We start from the raw sequence: 24078 nt of genomic DNA, 5'->3' as shown, positions 1-24078 counted from the left end.
GTCACCTGTGGGTGATTACATATCACAGGCGACTATTGAATAACTTTTTCCTTCGAAAGGAGACTCTGGCCGAATACCACCGACGTATACACCTACCGAAAGCAGTCAGTAAGTTGTTCGTCGCCACCGACAGATACCGTCCGCTGAAAGTCGTGGAACCGATCGATAGCGGTCTTTTCGCCGTCGTTCGTAGTGGAGCTATGGCGCTCGAGGACGCCTTCTCGCACTTCACGCGGCGAGACTGGGAGCGCGAATAGGTCGAGGGAACGGTCCGACTCGCAGTCATCGGAATCGGCGGCTTCGCACGGCAGCGTGCGCTCCCCGCGATCGCGGCTGGCAGCTACTGCGAGACGACGATGCTAGTCACGAGTTCGCCGGATCGCGCGGCGGCCGTCGCCGAAGAGTACGACGTCGACCACGTCGTCGACTACGACGGGTTCCTCGCGGGTAACCGGACCGACGCCTACGACGGGGTCTACGTCGCGGCACCGAACGCGTTTCACGGCCAGTACGCGACCGCGGCGGCCGAGTTCGGAACGCACGTCATCTGCGAGAAGCCCCTCGAGACGACACCCGAGCGCGCTCGAGAGATCGTCGACGCCTGCGCCGACGTGACGCTGATGACGGCCTACCGGCTCCAGACCGAGCCGACGGTTCGGCGCGCGCGGGAGCTCGTCCGCGAGGGCGTGATCGGCGACGTTGTGCAGGTCCACGGCGGCTTCTCGCACCCGCTGCTCGAGCACGCGGGCCCCGACACGTGGCGACTCGATCCGGCCCTCGCTGGCGGCGGCGCGCTGGTCGATCTCGGAATCTACCCGCTCAACACGATCCGGTTCCTCCTCGATTGCGAACCCATGGGCGTCTACGCCACCACCCACTCGAGCGGCGGCCCGTTCGCGGACGTCGAGGAACACGTCGCGTTCCAGCTCGAGTACGAGACCGGCGCGACGGCCTCCTGTACCGCCAGCTTCGACGCCCACGCCCGAAGCGCTCTCGAACTGGTCGGCACCGAGGGGATGATCGACGTCGAGTCGCCGTTCGGCGGCGTCGTCCCGCAGGAAATGGTCGTCGAGAGCGGCGACGTTCGAATGGAGTACACCGGTCCACCGATCGACGAAGTCCGCGAGGAGTTCGACTACTTCGGCTACTGCGTGCTCACCGGGACCGATCCCGAACCCGACGGCGAAGACGGGGTCACGGACCTGCGCGCCATCGAGGCCGCCTACGAGTCGGCCGAGACTGGCCGTCGGGTCGAACTCGAGTGAACTGGCCCGGTATCGATCGCGAGTCGCGAGTTGCGAGTCGGGACGGCTCCGATACCGACCGCGGCCGAAACGCGAGGACCGGCGGCTATTCATGTCCGGATCGCCTACGGTCGGGTATGGAGGACGTTACGGACGCCGGAATCTACGCGCGGGAATCGCCGTACCTCGATCGGTACGTCCAGATCGGAGCCGCCAGCGGGCGAGTCCTGAGCGTCTCGTTCCCGGAGATTCCCGACGACGACGCCGAGGACGACCACCCCATCCTCGATCGGATCTTCGAGTACCTCGACGGCCTCGAGCCGATCACCTTCGACGACGTGCAGATCGCGATGACCATGCCGACGGACCAGCGGGCGGTCCTCGAGGGAGTTCAGGAGATTCCCTACGGCGATCAGGTCACCGTCGAGACGCTCGCTCGGATGACCTCCGGACTCGATCACGAGGACGACGACGACATCATTCTCGTGCGAACCGCGCTCGACGAGAATCCGACGCCGCTCCTCATTCCGGATCATCGCGTGCGCGACGGCCCCAGCGCCGCCCCGCCGGACATCGAACAGAAGCTCCGGTCGCTCGAGGGGCTGTAAGCGGCCGACATCGCGGGATCGTCGACGATATCGACGAGGGGAGACGCCGATCCGCGACTGCGGCGTTCGAACGCGACCTCGAGTGAATCTGACCGTCGTTAGTTCGGCCGTCCCGGTCCGTTGATGATGTCTGTTTATCGAACGAGTTGGTTTGACGAGAAGACGCATAATGAAGCGCTCTGCTATCGTGGCAACAGTGAATCTCCACGTCCTCCCCAACCGATTTCTACTCACGGCGGCGGAGCCGCCGTTCGTATGGTTCGCGGAACCTCCGGTTCCGCGCTAACACTCACGCCTTCGGCGTTCGCTCATCCCTCGCACGAGTTTAGCCCGCGGTTCGTCGGCGACTCACCGCGGCCAGGCGCGCGCCACGGCATGTCGGTTGATCGGTCCGTAGCGAGACGTAGATCGTCGGCACTGTGCAGAAGTATCCCTGTGCGTTCTGAACGAACTCTCGAGAAACCGTTTGTCGAACGAAACCGGACGATCCGGGCCCGTTAGAACTCCGATCGGTCGACCTTCTCGGGCGCTTCGAACGCCGTCGCCAGCTCGAGCAACTGCACCAGAATCCGGCCCGTCGCGCCCCAGACGGTGTAGCCGTTCACGTGGAAGTAGTGGATGACGATGTCGCCGTAGTAGGGATGGGATCGTCGCTCGTACTCGTAGTTGTCCGGATCGAGCAGCCCCGAGAGCGGGAGGACGACGATCTCGGCGACCTCGCTCTCCTGTCGGATATACTCCCGATCGGGCACGTGCGCGACGAACGGCGTCACGGCGTACTCGGTGATCGTCCGGATGTCGTCGAGCTGGCCCACGACCTCGGCCTCGCCGCGCTCGAGCCCGATCTCCTCGTTGGCCTCTCGGAGCGCCGTCTCGAGGATCGTCTCGTCGATCGGCTCGGCCCCGCCGCCGGGGAAACTCATCTGTCCGGGGTGTTCGCCGAGGTGGTCGGCCCGCCGGGTGAAGAGCAGGTGGTCCTCGCCGTCGCGGTCGACGATCGGCGCGAGGACGGCCGCGTCGTACTCCTGATCGGTGATCTCGGTCGGCTCGTAGTTCGCGACCGGCTCGAGAGACAGTCTCGTCGTCATTCCTCGCGGGCGTCCTCCAGTCGCGTCCGTTCGTCCGCGAGATCGACGGGGGCCCACGCCTCGATGTCGTAGCTGACGTCGACCAGGGTTCGAAGCCGCGCCGCGTCATCATCGGCGACGGCCTCGTCGGCGGCCGCGACGAACCGCTCGCGGGCCGCCTCACCCAGCGGCTCGCGATCAGGCCGTCGCCGCTCGACGTCGAGAATATGGGGAAGGTCTTCGGCGGGCTCCGGAACCGCGGGAAACGCCGTCGGACCGGGAACCAGTAGCGCCTCGCCGTCCGAAGTCGTCGACGTCTCGCCCTGACTCCCGGGGTCGTATCGAACGAGTGCGAACGACTCGAGCGCCTCGTCGATCGCCGCTTCGAGGGCTCCGTCGTCGACGGCTTGCCCGTCAGCGCGGTAGGCCGCTTCGGCCAGCGCCCGCTCGAGCTCCTCGCGGGTCAGCCCGCCGAAGAGATCGACGACGCCGGCCAGTTCGTCGGCGGTCGCATCCATACGCGGTCCAACGGACGGTGAGAGGATTAGTCTTGCGAGCGCGAGCCGACCCGTCGCTCCCGCCAGGGCCGGGCGGCCGCGAGCACGTCCGCCGGCGCGAACGGGGCGTCGATCCACCGCGGCAGGCGCGCGTCCGGTCCCGGCGGCGCGATCGACTCGGCGTAGCGCGTCAGCTGGTCCCGTTCGTCCGCAGGGTCGTACTCGAGGCCGTTGAACGCCGCGTCGGCGCGATACTGGTCGATCAGCTCAGCGCCAACGGCTCGGTATCGCTCGGGGAGCGTCTCGTAGTCGGGGTCGACCCCGTGTTCCTCGAAGACGCGCAAGAGCGCGGCGGCGACCTCGCGGCTCATTCCCTCGAGTCCGGCGTCGCCGGCGACCGCGCGATGATCGTGCTCGTGGCGGCCGAGATCGACCTGTGCGGTCCCGCCGAAGCCGGCGACCTCGTAGGCGTCACCGAGCGTGCCGACCTCGAGGCCCCACGCGCGCGGCGCTCGGAGCCGTCTGGCGAGGCGGGCGCTCGCGGCGAACTCGCCGGCCAGCGCATACCGGAACGCGCCGAGGTAGTCGACGATCGGCGCGTCGTGGGCGTCCGCGAGCGTCCGAACGAGCGGTTCGTAGAACAGCCGGAAGAGCCGGCCGTAGAGCCGGCCGCGCTCGACGCGAGCGTAGTACCCCTTCGAAAACTCGTACTCCATCGTCAGGGGCGCGAGCAGCCGGCGAACGTGCTCGGCCTCGTAACTCCGGGCGTCGGCGTCGTGGACGACGACGGCGCCGCCCGCATCGGCTGCGGGTCCGAGCGCGAGCCAGACGTCCCGCCCTTTGCCGAACCCCCCTGCGAGACCCGCCTCGGCGAACAACGCGTCGACGCCGGGTGCGTTACACCAGAGGACGCGAGCCGGCAACGCGAAGGAGTCGATCCACTCGCGGAACGGCCCGATCTCGTCGGCGGCGGCGCGGACGGGAACGAAGACTGCCGCGGGAGCCGGCTCGAGGCGCTCGAGTTCGCCGAGGACGCGTTCGGCGGCGGGGCTCTCGTACTCGCGGGCGGTCATCGGGACGATGACTGCCGTCTCGCCGACCGCGGCCGCGGCGTCGCGGGCGAGGTCGTTCCTCATCCCGTCGCCCTCGCCGAACTCGTGGAGCGTCGCGATCCGCTCCTGGACGTACTCCATCGGTGAGTTGTTCGAGCGGACCGATAAAACGTCCACGACTCCGGCCAGATCTACTGTCGGCCAGCAATCAGTGAGTTCGGTGAATTATCGGAATGAAATGGGAGTCGTGACAGTCGGAAACAGTAGATAGCGTCTCCCAGTTCCAGCTCGTCTGGAATCGATCTCGATGAGGTGTGACGTGGTCTCGAGGAGGCCCCGACACGCACTCGCTGACGGTTATCGCCCAGCGGGAACGGGGGTCGAGTCGGGGGCCGAAAGAGCACCGGTCTTTTTCTCCCCCTCCTGCTTACAGGGAGAACATGAAATCAGTCCGGAAGGCTCTCCGCGAAGACGAACTCGAGAAGGACACCTACGATCGACTCGTCTGTGCCGAGTGCGAGAAGCCGCTGAAGACCGAAAACGACCCGGACGAGATCAAAACGGTCCGGATCTGCCCCGACTGCGGGGCGGAGTGGAAGGAGATTCGGTAGGGACCGGCGGCCGGCCGTGCGGTCGGACTGAGGCGATCCAGCCCTGGCGAGTGGCTGCCGACGGTGGCAGTGGCGCTGTCAACTCGAGACCCGTTTGACCGGGCGGTCGGCCGAGCGGCCAGCCGGATCCACGTGCCGGCCGTATCGTTTTGTCGCCGGCTACTGCAATCCCGAGCGTGAGCTACGACGAGCTATGCGATCGGCTCGACGACCTCGACTCCAGCGGTGCCCGACGCGTCGTCACGCTCCCCGACGGCAGCGTCGACTGCTGGTACGCGATCGCGGGCGAGGGCGGTGATCGCCTCGAGGAAATCGACACGTTCGCCGACCAGCTCGCTACGGGGACTCGGTCCTTCGCGCTCGAGCCGATCGACGCTCGGCCCGGCGGGCAGGCGGTCAACGCGGCGACGCAGGTCCATGCGCTCGGCGAGAGGGCGACGCTCGTCGGGCACCTCGATCATCCGGTACTCGCAGACTTCCCCTTCGAAACGCACTCGATGGGGACGCCGGCCACGGTCCGCGTAATCGACATCGGCTCGGACGAGCTCCAGTTTTCGGAGCCGGGACCGGCCGCGGACTGGGGACTCGAGGAGCTCCTCGCCGTCGTCGACTGGGACCGAATCGTCGACGCGGACGCGCTTTGCTGTACGAACTGGGTCTCCGTGCGGGGACTGACGGCGGTCTTCGATCGGCTGGTATCGACTCCCCCCGACATGCGGCTACCGATAGTGGTCGACCCCGGCCCGATCGATACCGTCGATCCGGCTGCGCTCGAGGGGCTGTTCGACGCCCTCTCGCGGGCCGATTCGGCCGCCACGTCGCTCGAGATCGTTCTGAGCGTGAACCCGACGGAACTCGCGGCCGCCGTGACGGCCACCGACGCGTCTGACGGCGCTGTCGATCCCGTTGAGACGAGTGGCGCGCGGATCCGAAAGCGGACTGCGGCGCTGCGCTCGACGCTCGATGTCTCGGGCGTCGTCTCCCACGGATCGGACGCGGCCGTCGGGGCGACGCGCGACGACATCGCCGTCGTCGAGATGGTCGACCTCGGCGACCCACGGCGCACGACCGGCGCTGGCGACCGGTTTTCGGCTGGGCTAGCCTGCGCGCTGGCCCGCGAGTGGCCCCTCGAGCCGGCGCTCACGCTGGGCAACGCCTGTGCGGCACACTTCGTCGCGACCGGCGACACTGCCAATCTGGCGGCGGTGCGTTCGGTGTGCGAACGCGCCGACTGACGCTATCGTTCGCCCGACATCGCGGAAAAGAGCCGTTCTTCGAACTCGTCGCGGCTGATCCCGTCGGAGGGACCGATTCCGTTCATGTGATCGACCGAGAGCTGGCCGCCGCCCATCCGCGCGTGGCCACCCGCGCTGGCCATCGGAATGTCGCTGATGGCGTGGCGCAGCGTCTCGCCCATGTGGACCCGATCGTCGCGCGATCGGCCGGAGAGGTGGAGCGTCTCGTCGTGTTCGCCGTAGACGACGACCGCCGTCACTCCCTCGAGCTGCATGAGTTCGTCCGCGGCCTGGGGAATCGCGTCGACGTTGCCGACCTCGCCGACATCGCAGACGGCGAAGGGCCCCTCGACGCGCTTTTCGGTGATCGCCGTCGCCTTGACCTGTAACACGTCGTCGCTGACCTGCGGGTTCGCGATCCGATCGAGCAGGTCCTCGTCGATCCCCGAGAAGAGGACGGCGCAGGCGTCGAACTCGGCCCGCGAGCAGCCGTTAGTCAGGTGGTTCGTGTCCGACTGGATTCCGTAGAGCAGCCCCGTTGCCAGCTCCGGGGATATCTGAAAGTCGCTCGAGTCCCCCTCGTTGGCCATCGTCGCACCGACATCGTTCAGGTACTCGACGATGATCGTCGACGCCGCGCCGTAGTCGGTCCGCACGTCGGTGAACTTCGTCCCGGCCCCGTTGCCGGGATGGTGGTCGATGACTGCGACCGGCTCGACGGTCTGGGCCCCGGTAAACCCCCGCGGCGTGTTGTGATCGACCAGCACCACCGCGTCCGACTCGAGCTGTGAACTCGCCTCGATCGAGTCGATGTCCAGATCGAGGACGGTCCGGAACGCGCGGTTCTCCTGATGGCGGATCTCGCCGGAGAACTGCAGGGTCGCGTCGGTGTCGACCGACTCGGCGATTTTGGCGACGCCCATCGCACAGGACATGGCGTCTGGATCGGGGTTCGGGTGCATCAATACGGTCACGTCATCGTGCGATGCTAACACGCGCTGGAATCGAACACCAGGCGGTCGCCGAAACCACCGAATCACCCACCACCCACCCAGGACAAGCGCAACGACGGCCAAAACCAGCAGCGAGAGAACGAGCGGATCGAGGGAGCGGACCGAGTCGCCGACTGACTCGGATACCAGCGGGGTTGCCCCGACGAACGTCGCGGCTGTCGGGGCGTTCCGATAGCTCATATCAGCAAGTCAAATCGAACCACTATGAAATTTCCCCCGATTTTCCCCCTCTCGGCGGGGCCGGCGACCGTCAGCCGTCGGATACGTGAGGAGAGACGTCGAGTCTGCCGGCTGCCCGATGCAGTACGTCTCGAGTCGGCCGGCGGTCTCAGTCCGATGGCTGTTAGCGGCCGCGATCCGAGGTCAGTCAGCGGTCTCGGTGCGATAGCGCTCGATCGCGTCGCGATATCCCTCCCGAAAGGTCGGATAGGCGAACTCGTAGCCGAGATTGCGCAGTTTCTCGTTCGAACAGCACTTGCTCGTCAGGATCCGTCGGCGGCCCGCCTCGGAGATGTCGTCGTCCGTGAGCCGCTCGGCCTTCGTCTGCTTGGGCGGCTGTTCGACGCCGCATTCGTCGGCCAGCCAGTCCGCGAACGCCCACTTCGACGCCGGCTCGTCGTCGGCTACTTGCACGACCTCGCCGCGTGCGAGATCCTCGTCGAGCAGATAGCGGATCGCGCCGGCGGCGTCGTCCCGGTGGACCATGTTTAGATAGCCGTCCGTGACGGGGCCCTCGAGATAGCGCTCGAGCCGGTAGCGACCGGGGCCGTAGAGCCCCGCAAAGCGGGCCACGGTTCCCTCGAAGCCGTATTTCTCGGGCGACTCGAGTGCGATCCGCTCGGCCTCGGCGAGCACCTCGGTCTTGTCGGTCGTCGGCTCGAGGGGCGTCTCTTCGTCGACCCAGTCGCCGTCGTGGTCGCCGTGGACTCCCGTCGACGAGGTGTAGACCAGCCGCTCGGGGGCGTGCTCGCGCTCGCCGAACTCCTCGATCGCCGTCCGCAATCCCTCGACGTACACCTCGCGGGCGGCCTCGGCACCCCGCCCACCGCTGCTGGCGGCGAAGACGATCGCGTCGACATCCGGCACCGCCGCGAACGCCTCGCGGTCGGTGATATCCGCCTGTACCCCCTCGAACCCGGCCGCTTCGATCCGCTCGAGCCCATCCGCCGATCGACGAACTCCGATCGGCTCGTGGTCTCGAGCCACGAGCTGTCGGCCCAGTTCGATGCCGACGTGTCCGCAACCCAGAATTGCGACCTTCATAGCCGGACTCACGGCCGACTGCACATAATTTCACCGCTCGAGCGCGGTGTTCCGGTCGCTTTCACCGCTATTTCCGCGCCTTTTCAACCGGACACTCGAGGTGAGCGGCAGATTATCAGTCACTCGACAGTGACTTCGACCGCGTGGGGCAGCGACGCGTTCTCGGCGTAGCCGCCCTCGTTCCACGGATACTCGCCGTCGGCGTCCTCGTCCGGCCCGGCGATCCGCACGGGCTGACGGCGGCCGTGTTCGTCGGTCGCTCGAGAGACGAGCGTGTACGTGCCGGGCGCCGGCTCCCACGCGTAGCGAAACAGCCGCCACGCGCAGTCGTAGTTCGGCCCGAAGAAGTCGCCCTCGTTCCAGCTGTCGCCGCCGTCGGTCGAGATCTCGATCGTCGTCGCCTCGTCGTCGCCGGCCCAAGCGACGCCGACGACCTCGACGATGCCGTCCTCGTCCGGACTGACCGTCGCGCCGTCGTCGGGACGGCCGATCGTGGACTTGACGTTCTCGTCGAAGGTGTAGGGGTGGTCGATCTCGTCGGACTCGAGTTGGTCCCAGGTGTCGAACGTCGAGATCGTCGCGTTGGATTCGGGTTCGACGCCCTCGGGATGGATCCGGTAGGACGACTGCTGCCACCGGGTGAAATCGTCGCCGTCGCGGTCGGCCCACTCCTCGCCGTGGACCATCGTCTCCGTGACGTGGAGTTCGTCCAGCCACTTGACGCTGTTGACGCCGTACCAGCCGGGGACGAGCAATCTGACGGGGTGGCCGTGTTCGGGCGGCAGCGCCTCGCCGTTCATCTCGTAGGCGAGGATGCAGTCCTCGAGCACCTTTGCCATCGGGATCGAGCGGGCGAACCGATCGTTCTCGCCGTCGACTTCGGGGTGGTCGCCGCCGACCGCGGTGAGCCACGTCCCGTCGTCCGTCGTCGCGCCGTGGTCCGCCAGAATCGCGCTCAGCGGCGCACCCGTCCACATCGCGGTGCTGACGGCCCCGTACTCCCACTGGACGCTCCCCGTCTCGGGGTCGAAGTAGCGCCGGCCGTTGCCCGCACACTCCATCGTGTGCGCGACTGCAACCGTGGGGTACTCCTCGCGGAGTTCGCTCATTCCCAGTTCCGCCTCGCGGTCGACCGTGCCGTCGAGCGCGACCGTCCACTCGTCGGCCGCCGGATCCAGCGTCTCGTTGCGGTGACAGACGTAGTGCTCCTCGATCGGCGTGAGCCAGTTCGCGTACGTCTCCCGATCGGCCGCGCCGACGACCCGATACCGATCCGCGAGATCGGTGACGGCCTCGGTGCCGGGTTTGCGCTCCAGCATCGCGTCGATCTCCTGCCGTCGGCTCTCGCTGCGCTCCGAATTCGACATGGCGGTCGAACACCGCCGATTGCGATAAAGCTCTGGAATGGTAGCAACTCGCACACTATCCGGCGGTGCGATCGGTGGCTGAAAGTGGCTGGACCAACGCCTCTACGGCGCACCGTCCGCGATCACGTACTGGACGTGGACGAACTCCGCGAACGACATCGGCGCTCGCCCTTCGATCTTCTGGTGAACTTCCTTCGCGTCCATCTCGATCTCGAGGTGACTCTCCACCGCGTCCACGTCGAGCACTGCCGTCGACATTCCGAGCAGGAGATGCTCGAGCGCCATCGTCACGATCGTCTCCGAGTCCGGCGTGCCCTCCGCGAGGGACTGGATCTCGGCCGCCTCCTCGAGGGTTAGTTCGGGCGAATCACCGGCCGAAAGCGCCTCGAGCGTCTCTGTCTCGAGGTCGGTTTCGCTCGCGACGGCCGCAGGGCCGCGGTTGTCGACGATCGCTGCGAGATCGTCCTCGTACTCGGCTCGGAGCTCGGCAGGCGAGTCGGGGACGGTCATCCGCTGTTCGTAGAACATACTCGAGCCGACGGGAATACGGCAAAAAGGTGTTGTGACCTACAGCCGTCGGCGCGACCGGCGACACCGCCGCCGCAAAAACGTCGTATCGTCTCACCGGAACGTTCAACAGGTCTCACTCTCATGAGAGCAATATGAAAGTTGCCCTGATCGGAGTCGGTCAGGCCGGTGGGAAGATCACCGAACGGCTCGCCCGGTTCGACGCGGACATGGGTTTCGGAGCCGTTCAGGGTGCGCTGGCCGTCAACTCCGCGGAAGCAGACCTCCAGTCGCTCGACGTCGTCGACACGCAGTTGGTCGGTGCCGACCGCGTCAACGGTCACGGCGTCGGCGGTGACAACGAACTCGGCACGGAAGTGATGCAGTCGGACATCCAGGAAGTACTCGGCTCGCTCGACGGCCGCGTCACCTCGAAGTCGGAAGCCATCTTCGTGGTCGCCGGCCTCGGCGGCGGTACCGGCAGCGGCGGCGCGCCCGTGCTCGTCCATCACCTCCAGCAGGTCTACGACGTCCCCGTCTACGCGCTCGGCGTCCTGCCGGGACGTAACGAGGGCGCGCTCTATCAGGCCAACGCCGGCCGCTCGCTGAAGACGCTCCTTCGGGAGGCCGATTCGACGCTGCTGATCGACAACGACGCCTGGCACGAACAGGGCGAGAGCGTCGAGGGTGCCTTCGAGACGATCAACGAGAAGATCGCCCGGCGAGTCGGACTGCTGTTCGCTTCCGGCGAGGCCATCGAGGGCGTCGGCGAGAGCGTCGTCGACTCGAGCGAGGTCATCAACACCCTCCGTTCGGGCGGCGTCGCGGTGCTGGGCTACGCCACCGAACTCGCGAGCGAGGACAGCGGCGAGAACATCACCACCGCGATGAGCGTCTCGAGGCAGGCGCTGCTGACGGGGACGAGCCTGCCGGACGCGACGACGGCTGACTCGGCGCTGCTCGTCATCGCGGGCCGGCCCGACGCCATCCCCCGCAAGGGCGTCGAGAGGTCCCGGCGCTGGCTCGAGGACGAGACCGGCAGCATGCAGGTCCGCGGGGGGGACTTCCCGCTGGACAGCGACCGCCTCGGCGCGCTGGTCCTGCTCGGCGGCGCGGAGCGATCCGATCGGATCGAGGCGTTCATGGAGCGCGCTCGCGAGGCGAAGGAAGCTCAGGAGACGGAATCGACCGACCACGCCGACCAGTTCGCTGACGATCGGCTCGAGAACCTCTTTTAGCGGGGTCTGAACCGTCGGAAGGGCTTTTTACCTCGGGTTCACTGACAGTGACAATGACTGGGGAGTGGACCGGTGGGATCGTCACGGACCGCGGTGGTGACGGCCCGCCGACCGTCGCGGAGTGGAAGCCGGTGCTGGTCCCCGGACGACCCGCGGCGTTCGCCGAAGCGGGACCGATCGCCTACCGAACGCGGTTTCCGGACCCCCGGGACGACGAGAGCGAACGCGCGGTACTCGAGTGTTGCGGGGCCTACGACCGCGCGGAAATTTGGTTGAACGGCACGCTCCTCGCCACCCACGAGCCACACTTCGTGCCGGCCGTCCTCGAGTTCGATCCCCGGCCCGAAAACGAACTGATCGTCGTCTGCGAGCGGCCCGACGCGTTCGCCGGCATCTACGGCACCGACGCGGTTCCCGACCGGCTCGGAACGCCCGGTATCTGGTGGAACCTCGAGGTCGAGTCGCGGCCCCGGACGTTTATCCGGCAGTTCGAGGCACGGCCGCGGCTGGGCGCGGCCCGAGAATCGTCGGCACGCGCGGACGCCGCCGTGACCGGGACCGCGGACGCGACCACTGACGGCGCCGGCGCGGCGATCGACGTCTCGTTCGCGGTCGATACCGACGTCGCGATCGACGACGCGGTGACGCTGTCGCTTCGACCGGAGGGGTTTCGCGGCGGTGCCTCGATGGATCGGATACCGATCGAAGCCGGAGCGGGCGAGCGAACGACGGTGTCGAAGACGCTGTCGATCAGGGAGCCGTCGCTGTGGTGGCCGCGCGGCTACGGCCCGCAACACCGGTATACGGTGCGAGCGAAACTGGGCGGTGACGCCGTCGAACGGACCGTCGGGCTCCGCCACGTCGAGCGCGACGCCGACGGCCTGCTGGTCAACGGCCGGCGCGTTCGGGCCCGCGGGTTCACTCGACTCCCCGGCGGTGACCCGCGCGAGGACGTCCGACGGGCTGTCGACGCGAACGCGACGCTGCTCCGTGCCCGCGCGCACGTCCCCCCTCGAGCGTTCTACGAGGCCTGCGACGAGGAAGGTGTTCTCGTCTGGCAGGACCTACCCGCCAGCGGTCCCGAGCTTCCCGTCAAGCAAGGGACGGAGCTGGCGGCGACGATTGCCGAGACGTACGGGTCCCATCCGAGCCTCGCGATGGTCGGTGTACAGGACCAGCCGACGGACCCGTACGAATCGCCGCTGGGGAGCGGGCTGCTCGCGAAACTCGCCGTTCGGTATCGGGCGTGGCGGACAGCAGTCGATCACGACCCCGCGACCGAGATCGCCGCGACCCTCCCTGACGAGCTACCGGTCGTCCCGGTGACGGGACCGCCGGGAACCGATCCCGACGCGGCCCACCTCTTCCCCGGCTGGCAGTATCTCGCGGCCGGCGATATCGATTGGCTGCTCGAGACCTACCCCCCACTCGGCGACGTCGTCGGTGGGTTCGGCGCGGGCTCGCTGGCCGACGACGACGCCGATCCGACCGCGGTTCCCGGTCTCGAGCGGGCGCTGCTCGAGCGGGGGGCCGCCGGTACCGAAATCGACGCCGACTCGACGCAGACGGCGCAGGCGAAAACGCTGAAGACGGTCGCGGAGGCGCTCCGGCGGCGAGAGTGTGGCGTCTTCGCCGCGTCGACGCTCCGGGATAGCGCGCCGGGCGGTGGGATGGGGGTCCACACCGTCGACGGCGACCCGAAGCGGGCCGCCGAGGCGATCGCACGGTCCTACGAGCCCGTCCAGGCCGTCCTCGATGGACCACCGGCACCCGGCACGATCGGCATCACCCTCTGTAACGACACGCACGATGCACTCGAGTCGGTCGTCAGGTGGGAGGCCGGCGACCGCGCGGACACCGAACGGGTCAGCGTCGGGCCGCTCGAGACGACGGCCGCCGGATCGGCACGGATTCCGCCCGAGGCGGACCGGGTCGACCTCGAAATCACCGTCGCTGGTCGGACGGTCCGTAACAGCTATCGAGTATAAATACGCTAGCCGCCCAATGCCACTGTCTAACACGGCGAGACGAGGCCCCTGCTAACGGTTTTCAGGGGTATTGTGACCGGTACATTTAAATTACAAGGGCCAGTATTCACAGATACCAGAACGCCACCGGGGCGCGTATCGCTCGACGATCGATGACAGGAAATCTTATTCACCGAGGTTTCGCAGATCGTGAGCAGTCGCTTCGAACAGGGAGACGGCCACTGCCGAGTCACTCGCCGAACCGTCGGCATGAGGCTCGTGCAGCCGTCAAACCGGTTCTCCGGTGCGGGTATGGCACAGAGGTTTGAGTAACATGGTAGACGAATCGAAAAACATCGAACTGACAGAGGACGACCTAGCAAACAAATCGAAAGGACAGCTCATCAAAATGGCCGGTCAACTGCGAGACCGGCGAAACGAGCTGAACCAAATGGCTTCTGAGCGCGCTTCCAAACGCGACGATCTCAACGCGAAGACTCGCGAGAAGGTCGACGAAGCCCAGGAGCACCGCGAGCAGCGCGACGAGCTCAACGAGCAGGTCCAAGAACACAAGGAAAAACGCAACGAGCTCAACGCCGAAGCCAACGAGCTGTTCGACAAGGTCGAGCAGCTCAAGTCGGACATGGAGCTCAACGAGGGGAAAGACCTCGACGAGCTCGAAGAGGAGATCGAGCAACTCGAGTTCAAACAGCAGACCGAGGTCCTCTCGAGCGAGGAGGAAAAGGAACTCATCGAGAAGATCGAGGGAAAGCGCGAGGAGTACGAGGAGCGCAAGCAGAAGCTCGATCAGAACGAGGACCTCGAGGAACTCGTCGATGAGGCCGAGGAAGTGCGCTCGGACGCCTCCCAGCACCACCAGAAGGTGACGGAGCTGGCGGACAAGGCCCAGGAACACCACAACCAGATGATCGAGGCCTACCGCGAGGCCGACGACATCCGTGACGAGGCCGACGAGATGCACGAGAAGTTCGTCGAGGCCCAGGAAGCCGCCGACCAGCACCACGAGGACTTCGTCCGCGTCCAGAAGCGCCTTCGCGAACTGGACAAGGAAGAGGAAGAAGAGCGCAAGACCGAGCGCGACAAGAAGAAAGAGGAGGCCAAGGAGGAGGCCGAAGAAATCTATCAGAAGTTCAAGGAAGGCGAAACCCTCGACACCGAGGACCTGATGAAACTCCAGAAGACGGGACTGCTCTAAGTCGATTCCGTCTACCGCGATCTCTCTCCCGATTTTCGGGGCTTTCGAGCGGTTTCGTCGCTGTTTTTGCGTTCGGTAGCCCGGCGTCCACAGTCGGGTACGTCTCTCGTTCTCAGAACGTGTGAAGGGGGTGTTATTCTTTTGCCCACACGCGTTTTCGGCAGAAGCTAGCAGAGTCATGACATCGAACGAGCACCGGTCGGCCGCGAGCCCGACCGCTCGAGAACAAGTGACCGAGTTCTACGCCGGGTTCAACCACGCCGTCACGAACGACGGCGAAACAGACGAGGTCGCAGCGACGCTGGCGGACGACGTTCGCTGGACCGACGCCACGACGGGGAGCCACGCCGATCGAACCTATACGGGAATCGACGCCGTCCTCGAGAACGTAATCGCGGGACCGAGTCGGCGAACCGACCATCTCCAGGCACTTCCTGAACGGTTCATCGGTGCGGACGAAACGATGGTCGTCGCAGGTGCGTACGTCGGAACGGTCGACGGCCGAAATTTCGACGTCGCGTTCGCCCACGTGTTCGATCTGGACGACGGACGAATACGGACGTGCACCGCCTACAGAGATACCGCCCTCGAGCAACGGGTATTCGATGCATAACACCGCGTATTGGGGGCGGCTCCGGCGCGTGCCGCGACGGAACGAAGTATCCGATCTATAACAATGGAAGGAGACACAGAGCCAATGCCTATGCAACGACACAGGGACGACGCGGCCGACGCCGGCGTGGTCGTGCCGGGGATCGACGCGCCGAGTACCGTCGCCTGTCTCCGCTCGCTCCGACCGCGCGGCGTCCACACGATCGTCGGCTCCGAGTCGCGGTCGACCCCGGCGGCCACCTCGGCGTATCGCGACGAGTTCGTTAGCCTGCCGGACCCCGAGACGGATCTCGCCGCGTACGGTGACGCGTTACTCTCGCTCGCCGAACGACCGGACGTCGAGACGATCGTTCCCGTCCGCGAGGAGGACGTCTACGTCCTCGCGGAGCGCAGAGACGCGTTCGCCGACGAGATCGCGACGCCGTGGCCGGACTTCGAGACGCTTCGGCGCGTTCAGGACCGCATCGAACTCTTCGCGGCCGCCGACGCGGCCGGGGTCGGTGTCCCGGCGACCGAGCCCCTCGACCAGTGGGACGACTGGGACCAGGAGACGATCGTGAAACCGCGCTACACCGTCGCTGCACCCGCCTATCTCGGTGCGCGCTTCGACGACGCGACGATCGGATCGACGGAGTACCAGCGACCGGGCACGCCGCCGGATCCACAGGTCGAACTCGAGACCCGCGGCCACATCCCGATCGTTCAGGAGCGGATCCCCGACTCCCGGGAGTTCGGCTTCTTCGCGCTCTACGATCACGGCGACGCGGTCGCGACCTTCCAGCACTGCCAGCGCCGGGGCTGGAAGTACTGCGGCGGTCCCAGCGCCTACCGGGAGTCGGTCCACATTCCCGAACTCGAGACCGCCGGACGTGCGCTGTTGGACGAACTCGAGTGGCACGGCCTCGCGATGGTCGAGTTCCTGCGCGACCCCGCAGATGGCGAGTTCAAGCTGATGGAGATCAACCCGCGGTTCTGGTCGTCGCTCCCCTTCTCGGTTCGCGCGGGCGCGGACTTTCCCTACTACTACTGGCAGCTGGCGCACGACGAGCCGGTCGCGTCGGAGCCGACCTACGAGGTCGGGATGGGCGGCCACCTCCTGCGGGGCGAACTCAGCTATCTCCACAGCGTGGCGACCGAAGAGTATCCGCTCGTCGAGCGGCCGTCGCTCCGGACGGCCGCGCGCGAGGTCGCCACGTCGCTCGTTCGTCACCCCCGATTCGATTACGCGGTCCCCGACGATCCGGTGCCGTTCTTCCAGGACGGCGTGAACCTCATGCGGGCGTGGCTCGACAGTCGGTCCGACGCGGAGCCGCCGGCCGAAACCGAGGCGAATCGTGAGCCCGACCTCGCGGACGGAGACGATGCTGGGCCGCCCGAGAGGCGTCCGTCCGCGGACGAGGAGTCGACGCAGTCGGCGCACACTGACGGCGGGTCGCCGTCCGACTCTCGGCAGCTGTAGCACAGCCGGCGGCCGGTCGCCGGCTCCCGAGTAACCGCCAACGCTTAACGGAGCCGCCCCCCATCTATCGATATGACTCGAGGTGCTGTCCGTGGTCAGTAGCGAGGGTATCGTTCGACTCCTGCTCGTCATCCTCGGCGGGCTCGCGTTCGCCGCGGTCGGCGTCGCCCTGTTCTTCTACGTGCCGGAAACGCTGGCGGACCTGCTGGGCCTGGTACTCGCGCTCACGATCGCCCTGATCGGCGTCCGATTCGCGAGCAATATCGCCGGCTCGCTGTTTCCGGGCTACGACGTCGCCGAGGTCGCCGTCGAAGGACCGATCAGCCGCGACGGCGGTGGCGGCCCGCTCCCCACCAGCCCGGGCGCGACGCCGGCCGACGACGTCGTCGACCAGATCGATCGCGCAGACAACGACGACAACGTGCGGGCGCTGCTCCTGAAGCTGAACACACCCGGCGGCGAGGTCGTTCCCAGCGATGACATTCGCCTCGCTGCCGAGCGCTTCGACGGCCCGACCGTCGCCTACGCGACCGACGTCTGCGCCAGCGGCGGCTACTGGATCGCCAGCGGCTGCGACGAGCTCTGGGCCCGCGAGGGCTCCATCGTCGGCTCGATCGGCGTCATCGGCTCCCGCGTCAACGCCAGCGACCTCGCCGAGAAGGTCGGCCTCACCTACGAGCGCTTTGCCGCCGGCGACTACAAGGACGCCGGCACCCCGCTGAAGGAACTTGAGGACGAGGAACGCGAGTATCTGCAGGGGCTGATCGACGACTACTACGACACCTTCGTCGAGCGGGTCAGCGACGGGCGGGACCTGGAACCGGAGTTCGTCCGGGACACTGAGGCACGGATCTATCTCGGCGAGGAGGCGTACGACATGGGTCTCGTCGACCAGCTCGGGACGCGCCGAGAGATCGAGGACGAACTGGCCGACCGTCTCGACACCGACGCGGTGACCGTCGAGGAGTTCGAGCCCGAGCGACCGCTGATGGCCCGCGTCGGCGCGGGCGCCCAGCAGGTCGCGTACGCCTTCGGTGCCGGGATCGCCGGCATCGGCGACGGACGCGGGTTCCGGCTGCGGAGCTAAGACGGTTGTCGTCGGTCTCGTCCGCAGCGCTGCGGTGGTCGTTGGCATCAGCCTTAGTTGGGGAGCAACGGCCCACTCGAGGAGTGACGCGGTCTCGCTCGAGATTGCTCTTCTGATGAGAACGCTGACCGTTCGAACGAGTAAGTGGTTTTATCGTCGCACGGAATGCATCGCCTACCGTGACAACGCTGGTCGTCTGCCTCGACCGGACCGACGACGTGGGCCGCAAGACCGGCCTCCGGTCGCCCGTCGTCGGCTGGGAGGCAGTCCGCGCGCTCGTGACCGACGTCGGCCTCGCGGATCCGGAGGACTCGGGAGTGAATACCTTGCTCGAGTCGCTACGCGTCGCGCAGGATCTGCGCGACGAGAACGAGGAGGTCGTCGTCGCGGTCGTCTCGGGAGACCACGAATCGATGGTGTCGGCCGATCGGGCGGTCGCCGAGCAGCTCGACGACCTCATCGCCAATTACGAACCGGATTCGGCGGTCGTGGTAACCGACAGCGCGGAGGACGAACGGTTGATCCCGATCGTCGAGAGCCGCGTCCGAGTCGACTCCGTCGATCGCGTCGTGGTCAGGCAGGCCCGCGACATCGAGTCGACGTACTACCTGCTCAAGCAGTTCCTCGCGGACGAGGAACTCCGCCAGACGGTGCTCGTCCCGATCGGGCTGACGCTGCTCGTCTTTCCGGTGCTCGCGATGCGAATCGGCGCTGCGGAGGGGGCGGCCGCGATCACCACCGTCATCGGCCTCTTCCTGCTCTACAAGGGGTTCAACGTCGACGAACTCCTGACCCGGTTCACCCATCAGACGCGGGAATCGCTGTACTCCGGTCAGGTATCGGTCGTCACCTACGTGGTCGCGGCCGGACTGACATTCGTCGGCCTGTTCGTGGGTGCGCTGGGCGTCTCGAACCTCGGTGACACGCCGGGCGTGGTCATCCCGGCAACGCGCTTCGCCTTCGACAGCATCCCTTGGCTCGCGATGGCCGCGCTGACCGCCAGCGCCGGCCGGCTGCTCGACGAAGCGATCGGCGAGGATCCGATCCGCCAGTCCTTCCTCAACCTGCCGTTTATCGTCGTCGCCGTCGGGCTGGTCGTTCGCGGGTTCTCTGCGTACTTCCTCGAAGAACAGGGCGTGATCGATCCGTTCGTCGTTCCGGCGGCCGAGCTCGGCGTTCTCTCGACGGAACGGTTCGTGATGGGGGCCGGCGAACGGCTCGCGCTGTTCGTCGTCACCGCGATCGTCGTAAGTCTCGTCGGGGCGCGGATCGCCTCGTCCGTCAGTGGCTCGGGCGAGGCCACCGAACGCGGTGACGGCGGTCTGGAGCCGGAACTGGCCGACGGCGGGCCGCCGTCGGCAGACGGGCCCGAGTACGACGCGACGGTCAGTACCGACGCGCCCGCAGATCACGAGGCCGATCCGACGACGGAGCGGTTCGATCCCGAGCGCACTGACGGCGGGGCCGACTCGAACGCGAGTTCCGATGCCGGAACCGACTCGAGCGGGGGATCGGACGGCGACGACCAGGACCCCTGACCGTCCGGACTCGGTATTCATTTACCCGTTCCTGCCCACCACCGACCATGAGCGACGCAGACGGCGCGTGGGTGAGTCTCTTTTCCGGCGGCAAGGACTCCTCGTGGGCGCTGTATCGGGCCCTCGAGGACGGCCTGTCGGTCGACCGACTCGTCACCGTCCACCCCGCGGGCGATTCGTACATGTATCACGTCCCCGCGACGGAACTGGCCGCGCTGGCGGCCGAAAGCATCGGGATCGAACTGGTCGACGTCGAACCCGACGACTTCGCGGCCGACGCGGCCGTCGACTCAGGCAGGCAGGGCGACGACGAACTCGAGCCCCTCGAGGCCGCCCTCGAGGAACTCGACCGCGAACTCGAGGGCGGCATCGCCGGCGTCACGGCGGGCGCCGTCGAGAGCGAGTACCAGACGAGCCGCATTCGAGGGATGTGTGACCGACTCGACTGCGACCTCTTCGCGCCGCTGTGGCAGGAGGACCCCCGCGAACTGGCCGACGCGATGCTCGAGGCGGGCTTCGAAATCGCGATCATTCAGGTCGCGGCCCACGGGCTCGACGAGTCGTGGCTGGGTCGGACGCTCGACCGCGAGGCGATCGCCGATCTCGAGGACCTCCACGAGGAGTACGGCGTCCACATTCTGGGAGAGGGCGGCGAGTTCGAGACGTTCGTCGTGGACGGGCCGCACATGGATCGGCGGATCGAGCTCGAGTACGAGACCGAGTGGGATGGAACGCGCGGGCGGTTGCGGATTACGGACGCGCGACTCGAGTGACGGCGATTGTACCGTAAGCGAACGGAGTGAACGAGCGGGTTTTTGGTCTCTTTGTGAATAGTGCGGGACCTCTGGTCCCGCATACCGTGCGAACGGCACGAAGTGCCGTGAGCAGACGAAGTGAGTAACGGTCAGCGAGAGCTTCGCTCTCGCCAGACAGATTTTTGCGCTGAGATGCGACGGATGGTACTCGATCGGTCACTCCCCGACATCGAGCGGTTCGAATACGTACATGTGTCGGAGATCGACGTCGTACAGGAGCGTTCCCTCCGGCATCCGTCGAAGACACCAGATGATGTACAGGTCCCCGACCGCGCCGGTCGTGTTTATGACTAACACCATATAGGCCGTGACGGCAATGCTGGGCACGGGAACGGCCAAAAGCGGCGTCGCAACGATCGCGATACTCACGAGCGGGGCGAGCCCGATAAGGAACAGTTGTTCGCGTCGCTGGAACTGACCGAACGCCGCCGTGTAGAAGGCCCCATGGCCGGATTCACGCCGTAGGTCATGTCCTGTCCGTAGTAGCGCATAACAGCACCGTGAATGAGCTCGTGAACGACGATTGTCACGAACAGTGCCACGACGAACGGAAGTCCCACGTCGATCATGTCCAAGACGACTACTGTACTATCCGCCGTTTCAGTCACGCTGAACAGCGTTGCGAACACCTCCGGCCCCTGTATCTGCCAGAGCGTCCAGCCGAATCCGTATGCCGTGAGCAGAAACAGCGGAACTGACACCAACAGCAACACTAGTGTCGGATACTCGAACAGCTTCGGCTCGTCGTATCCCGCCGGTGGTGCCGGTAGACTCGGCGTCTCCCGTTCGGGACGGACTGTCGACTCCGTCTCGGCCATACGGCCGATTCCCTGTTCCGGTACTTGACCGTTCCGCTGGACCGACCGATCCACTCGGCGAGGTGGCGATCTGTGAGGACGCGGGTCCGGTCATGAACGGACGAAATCGGCCGAACGGGTGGGCTCTCTCCCACCATCTTCGGTTCAGCTACTGATTCGGTAGGGCGTCTCGAGCGGCGCACTTTCATACCGGGCGAGCACCAGGTGGAGGCCGATGGCCACTGCGAACAGACCGATGTTCCAGATCGGGGAACCGTAATAGATGACGTCGACGATCACCGGCTCCGAGTATAGCGGCCAGAAGGGCTCGAGCGGGGCCGCGATATCGGGGGCGGAGAGCAGATCTGCGAAGAGGTGGCTGATTCCGCCGAGGGCCAGTCCCGCGGTCGCGAACACGAAGACGGTCTCGGTCGTGATCTCGGTGCTTCGAATCCAGTGGGTGGCAGCGAACCAGGGAGTGAGCCACTTCGCGACGGCCGCGCCGACGAGGACGCTCATCAGGAGCACGAACAGCAGGGTGTGGGTCACGCCGTGGTGGTCGATCGGGAGCACCTGCTGCAAGACGAGATCGGTGTCCGGGAGCATCGCGGTGAGTAACGCAAAGCCCGTAAATCCCAGCGCGCCGCGTTTGCCCCAGACGAGCCACGCCGGGGCGGCGAACAGCAGCGCCATCCCGAGGTGGCCGGCGACGTTGACCATCAGTGCGGTCGCCTATCGGAGTCTCCGAGCGATCCGGAGGGCCAGTGACACTGCCGTCCCGATGCCGGGAACGCGGGACGAGAGCGCGGCCGCGCCGAGAAGCAGGAGACCGCTCTTCGGCCGCCCGCGCCGAAACGCCAGCAGGCTGTCGATCAGCGTCGATACGATGCTCAGCTTGTTCGCTGACCGCGAGTTCAGGTTTGCCATCGGTATGTTTGCTAACAGAGGGCCCGTATAGTGAAATCCGACACCGCTGCAGTAGCAGGCTATCAAAGCGCTCGGTATCCGAAATCCGCGGTGCAGAACGAGGTAGATCGTTTCCCCATCCTCAAGCAACTTCGACCGAAACCACGGCGGAACGGAGTTCTCCCGGACGTTCGTCTCCCGTGTTCGCTTACGGCTGCGGAGCGCCCACATGTCCCCGCGGTTCTCGCTTACTGCGTTCGCTCGCGGCGCTAGTCGTGCCGGAACGACCGCTGTCCCGTAAACGCCATCGCCATGCCGTGTTCGTTCGCCGCCTCGATCACGTCCTCGTCGTTGACTGAACCGCCGGGCTGGACGACCGCCTCGATGCCCGCCTTCGCGGCCTCCTCGATGCCGTCCGGGAACGGGAAGAACGCGTCCGAGGCCATGACGGCTCCCTGCGCGTCCTTGCCCTCCGCGTGTTCGTCTGCCTTCATCGCCGCCAGCCGAACCGCGTCGACGCGGGAGACCTGTCCCATACCGACACCGACCGTCTCGGTGCCCTTCGTGAAGAGGATCCCGTTCGATTTGACGTGTTTGAGCGTCTGCCACGCGAACACCATCGACTCGAGTTCCTCCTCGCTCGGCTCGCGTTCGGTGACGACCTTGAGGTCGTCGACCGAAATCGACTGCAGATCCCGTTCCTGCACGAGGCGGCCGCCGACGAGGGGCTTTTCGGTAAAGCGCTCGGTTCGCTCGCCCAGTTCACCCACATCCAGCACGCGGAGGTTGTCCTTCTCGAAAAGTACCTCGAGCGCGTCGTCGGTGTAGCCGGGCGCGACGACGACCTCCTTGAACGAGTCGATGACCTGCTCGGCGGTCGTGGCGTCGCACTCTCGATTCAGCGCGACGATGCCGCCGAAGGCGCTCATCGGGTCCGTCGAGAGGGCCTTCTCATAGGCCTCGGCCACCGAGTCGGCGGTCGCACAGCCCGCGGGGTTGGTGTGTTTGATGACCGCCGCCGCGGGCTCGTCGAACTCCTTGATCAGGTTGAGCGCGCCGTCGGCGTCGTTGTAGTTGTTGTACGACAGCGCCTTCGCGCCCTCGTTCAACTGGTCGGCGTGGACGACGCTGGCCTCGTCGCAGGTGTAGTCGGTGTAGACCGCGGCGTCCTGATGTGGGTTCTCCCCGTAGCGGAGCGTGTCCGCGCGGTCGTCGGAAACCAGCCGACGCGCTGGGAGACCGTTGTGATCATCGGAATCGGTACTCGCCACGTCCGCGTCGACCGTGACCTCGCCCGTCTTGCGGGTCGCTTCGCTCCCCGCGCGACTATCCGAGGCGCTTCGCGCCTCGCCCGCCTCGAGATCCACATCGACCGCACCCTCGGCGAACCACTTCACGGCTCGCGGATACGCGCGGAACTCGCCCTCGTAGAGGATGCGCTCTTTCAGGTCCTCCTCGTCGTCGCCCTCGTAGACCGGGATCGGCTCCTGCGTGACGATCGGCCCGGCGTCGACCTCGCTCTCGAGGACCGCGCCCTCGGCGTCCGTCGCGTCGGTGACGACGTGGACCGTACAGCCCGTCACCGAGACGCCGGCCTCGAGCGCGTCGCCCCACGCGTCCATTCCGGGGAACGACGGCAGCAGTGCGGGGTGGACGTTCAACGTGGTCGGCGCGGATTCGAGGAAGGTATCGGAGAGGATCCGCATGTAGCCGTCCAGACAGACGAGGTCGAACTCGTAACTCGAGAGGGCCTCGAGCACGGCCTTCTCGTGCTCGCTGCGGCTCATATCATCCTCGAGCGGGACGACCTCGGTCGGAATCCCGCGCTCGGCCGCGGCCTCGAGCACCGGCGCGTCCTCGCTGTTCGTTACGACGACGGCGAACTCGACTCCGCCCGGCCGTCGGTCGGCGATGTTCAACAGGTTGCGCCCTCGGTTGCCGGCCATCCCGGCGATTCGCGTCATGGTCGAACCCGCGCC

23 protein-coding genes and 1 pseudogene are annotated in these 24078 nt (G+C 66.5%); 12 read left to right on the top strand and 12 right to left on the bottom strand.

What is annotated here, in order from left to right; translation table 11 throughout:
* Nucleotides 1-200: 200 nt before the first annotated feature.
* Together gfo6 and HYG81_RS32110 are read left to right on the top strand one after the other, a co-directional pair.
* Nucleotides 201-1265, top strand: a pseudogene (gfo6, locus tag HYG81_RS32115) (D-xylose 1-dehydrogenase Gfo6).
* A gap of 116 nt (nt 1266-1381) precedes the next feature.
* The gene (locus tag HYG81_RS32110; RefSeq protein WP_180840265.1) at nt 1382-1852 is read left to right on the top strand and encodes an MGMT family protein; all 471 of its coding nucleotides are present in this window, start codon (nt 1382-1384) and stop codon (nt 1850-1852) included.
* 497 nt (nt 1853-2349) lie between these two features.
* On the opposite strand, the gene HYG81_RS32105 is transcribed toward HYG81_RS32110, so the two are convergent.
* From HYG81_RS32105 to HYG81_RS32095, 3 genes are read right to left on the bottom strand one after another with little or no spacing between them, the layout of a single operon-like run.
* The gene (locus HYG81_RS32105; protein WP_180840264.1) at nt 2350-2940 is read right to left on the bottom strand and encodes an NUDIX hydrolase; all 591 of its coding nucleotides are present in this window, start codon (nt 2938-2940) and stop codon (nt 2350-2352) included.
* A complete protein-coding gene (locus HYG81_RS32100) occupies nt 2937-3437 on the bottom strand; it encodes a DUF7109 family protein (RefSeq protein WP_180840263.1) in 501 nt (166 codons plus the stop codon). Before HYG81_RS32100 ends, HYG81_RS32105 begins: the two co-directional genes overlap by 4 nt.
* A gap of 26 nt (nt 3438-3463) precedes the next feature.
* Nucleotides 3464-4609: a glycosyltransferase family protein gene (locus HYG81_RS32095; protein WP_180840262.1), complete on the bottom strand. Its 1146-nt coding sequence runs from the start codon at nt 4607-4609 to the stop codon at nt 3464-3466.
* Nucleotides 4610-4908: 299 nt separating this feature from the next.
* On the opposite strand from HYG81_RS32095, the gene HYG81_RS32090 reads away from it, so the two are divergent.
* Both HYG81_RS32090 and HYG81_RS32085 read left to right on the top strand, forming a co-directional pair.
* Complete coding sequence (locus tag HYG81_RS32090) at nt 4909-5079, top strand: HVO_0758 family zinc finger protein (protein WP_180840261.1); 171 nt, start codon at nt 4909-4911, stop codon at nt 5077-5079.
* Between the two features lie 176 nt (nt 5080-5255).
* Entirely contained in the window at nt 5256-6314 is a 1059-nt protein-coding gene (locus HYG81_RS32085) for a carbohydrate kinase family protein (RefSeq protein WP_180840260.1), read from the top strand.
* A 2-nt stretch (nt 6315-6316) separates the two neighbouring features.
* Here the strand turns inward: HYG81_RS32085 and HYG81_RS32080 are convergent, their stop codons facing one another.
* The 4 genes from HYG81_RS32080 to HYG81_RS32065 form a co-directional block, all read right to left on the bottom strand.
* Nucleotides 6317-7507: a DHH family phosphoesterase gene (locus HYG81_RS32080; RefSeq protein ID WP_180840259.1), complete on the bottom strand. Its 1191-nt coding sequence runs from the start codon at nt 7505-7507 to the stop codon at nt 6317-6319.
* Nucleotides 7508-7690: 183 nt separating this feature from the next.
* Nucleotides 7691-8590, bottom strand: a complete 900-nt coding sequence (locus HYG81_RS32075) for an SDR family oxidoreductase (protein WP_180840258.1) — start codon at nt 8588-8590, stop codon at nt 7691-7693.
* A gap of 119 nt (nt 8591-8709) precedes the next feature.
* Complete coding sequence (locus tag HYG81_RS32070) at nt 8710-9957, bottom strand: sulfite oxidase (RefSeq protein WP_180840257.1); 1248 nt, start codon at nt 9955-9957, stop codon at nt 8710-8712.
* A gap of 102 nt (nt 9958-10059) precedes the next feature.
* Nucleotides 10060-10485 (bottom strand): DUF5791 family protein, encoded by a 426-nt coding sequence (locus tag HYG81_RS32065; RefSeq protein WP_180840256.1) that lies wholly within the window; start codon nt 10483-10485, stop codon nt 10060-10062.
* Between the two features lie 134 nt (nt 10486-10619).
* Here HYG81_RS32065 and HYG81_RS32060 point away from each other — a divergent pair, with 134 nt between their 5' ends.
* The 8 genes from HYG81_RS32060 (at nt 10620) to HYG81_RS32025 (ending at nt 20354) form a co-directional block, all read left to right on the top strand.
* Entirely contained in the window at nt 10620-11702 is a 1083-nt protein-coding gene (locus HYG81_RS32060; protein WP_180840255.1) for a tubulin/FtsZ family protein, read from the top strand.
* A gap of 53 nt (nt 11703-11755) precedes the next feature.
* The gene (locus HYG81_RS32055) at nt 11756-13690 is read left to right on the top strand and encodes a glycoside hydrolase family 2 protein (RefSeq protein WP_180840254.1); all 1935 of its coding nucleotides are present in this window, start codon (nt 11756-11758) and stop codon (nt 13688-13690) included.
* 313 nt (nt 13691-14003) lie between these two features.
* Nucleotides 14004-14885 carry a coiled-coil protein gene (locus tag HYG81_RS32050; RefSeq protein ID WP_180840253.1) on the top strand — a complete coding sequence of 294 codons (882 nt, stop codon included), beginning with the start codon at nt 14004-14006 and terminating at the stop codon, nt 14883-14885.
* A 178-nt stretch (nt 14886-15063) separates the two neighbouring features.
* Entirely contained in the window at nt 15064-15498 is a 435-nt protein-coding gene (locus HYG81_RS32045) for a nuclear transport factor 2 family protein (protein ID WP_180840252.1), read from the top strand.
* A gap of 90 nt (nt 15499-15588) precedes the next feature.
* Nucleotides 15589-16956, top strand: a complete 1368-nt coding sequence (locus HYG81_RS32040; protein ID WP_180843027.1) for a carboxylate--amine ligase — start codon at nt 15589-15591, stop codon at nt 16954-16956.
* 91 nt (nt 16957-17047) lie between these two features.
* Nucleotides 17048-18043 carry a signal peptide peptidase SppA gene (gene sppA, locus HYG81_RS32035; RefSeq protein WP_180840251.1) on the top strand — a complete coding sequence of 332 codons (996 nt, stop codon included), beginning with the start codon at nt 17048-17050 and terminating at the stop codon, nt 18041-18043.
* Between the two features lie 179 nt (nt 18044-18222).
* Nucleotides 18223-19581, top strand: coding sequence for a DUF373 family protein (locus tag HYG81_RS32030; RefSeq protein WP_180840250.1), 1359 nt, complete (start codon nt 18223-18225; stop codon nt 19579-19581).
* 47 nt (nt 19582-19628) lie between these two features.
* The gene (locus tag HYG81_RS32025) at nt 19629-20354 is read left to right on the top strand and encodes a diphthine--ammonia ligase (RefSeq protein WP_180840249.1); all 726 of its coding nucleotides are present in this window, start codon (nt 19629-19631) and stop codon (nt 20352-20354) included.
* Between the two features lie 198 nt (nt 20355-20552).
* Here HYG81_RS32025 and HYG81_RS32020 read toward each other — a convergent pair whose 3' ends face one another.
* The 5 genes from HYG81_RS32020 to purH all read right to left on the bottom strand — a co-directional run bounded on the left by HYG81_RS32020 (nt 20553) and on the right by purH (nt 24063).
* The gene (locus HYG81_RS32020; protein ID WP_340674438.1) at nt 20553-20783 is read right to left on the bottom strand and encodes a DUF3267 domain-containing protein; all 231 of its coding nucleotides are present in this window, start codon (nt 20781-20783) and stop codon (nt 20553-20555) included.
* Entirely contained in the window at nt 20762-21214 is a 453-nt protein-coding gene (locus HYG81_RS32015; protein WP_180840248.1) for a DUF3267 domain-containing protein, read from the bottom strand. The genes HYG81_RS32020 and HYG81_RS32015 overlap by 22 nt, the downstream gene beginning before the upstream one ends.
* A gap of 144 nt (nt 21215-21358) precedes the next feature.
* Nucleotides 21359-21913: a metal-dependent hydrolase gene (locus HYG81_RS32010; protein WP_180840247.1), complete on the bottom strand. Its 555-nt coding sequence runs from the start codon at nt 21911-21913 to the stop codon at nt 21359-21361.
* Nucleotides 21914-21925: 12 nt separating this feature from the next.
* The gene (locus HYG81_RS32005; protein ID WP_180840246.1) at nt 21926-22120 is read right to left on the bottom strand and encodes a hypothetical protein; all 195 of its coding nucleotides are present in this window, start codon (nt 22118-22120) and stop codon (nt 21926-21928) included.
* Between the two features lie 248 nt (nt 22121-22368).
* Complete coding sequence (gene purH / locus HYG81_RS32000) at nt 22369-24063, bottom strand: bifunctional phosphoribosylaminoimidazolecarboxamide formyltransferase/IMP cyclohydrolase (protein ID WP_180840245.1); 1695 nt, start codon at nt 24061-24063, stop codon at nt 22369-22371.
* Nucleotides 24064-24078 lie beyond the last annotated feature (15 nt).

Origin of the sequence: Natrinema zhouii, from assembly GCF_013456555.2 — an archaeon.
GTDB lineage: Archaea > Halobacteriota > Halobacteria > Halobacteriales > Natrialbaceae > Natrinema > Natrinema zhouii.
This window is presented reverse-complemented; position numbering and strand designations above follow the sequence as displayed.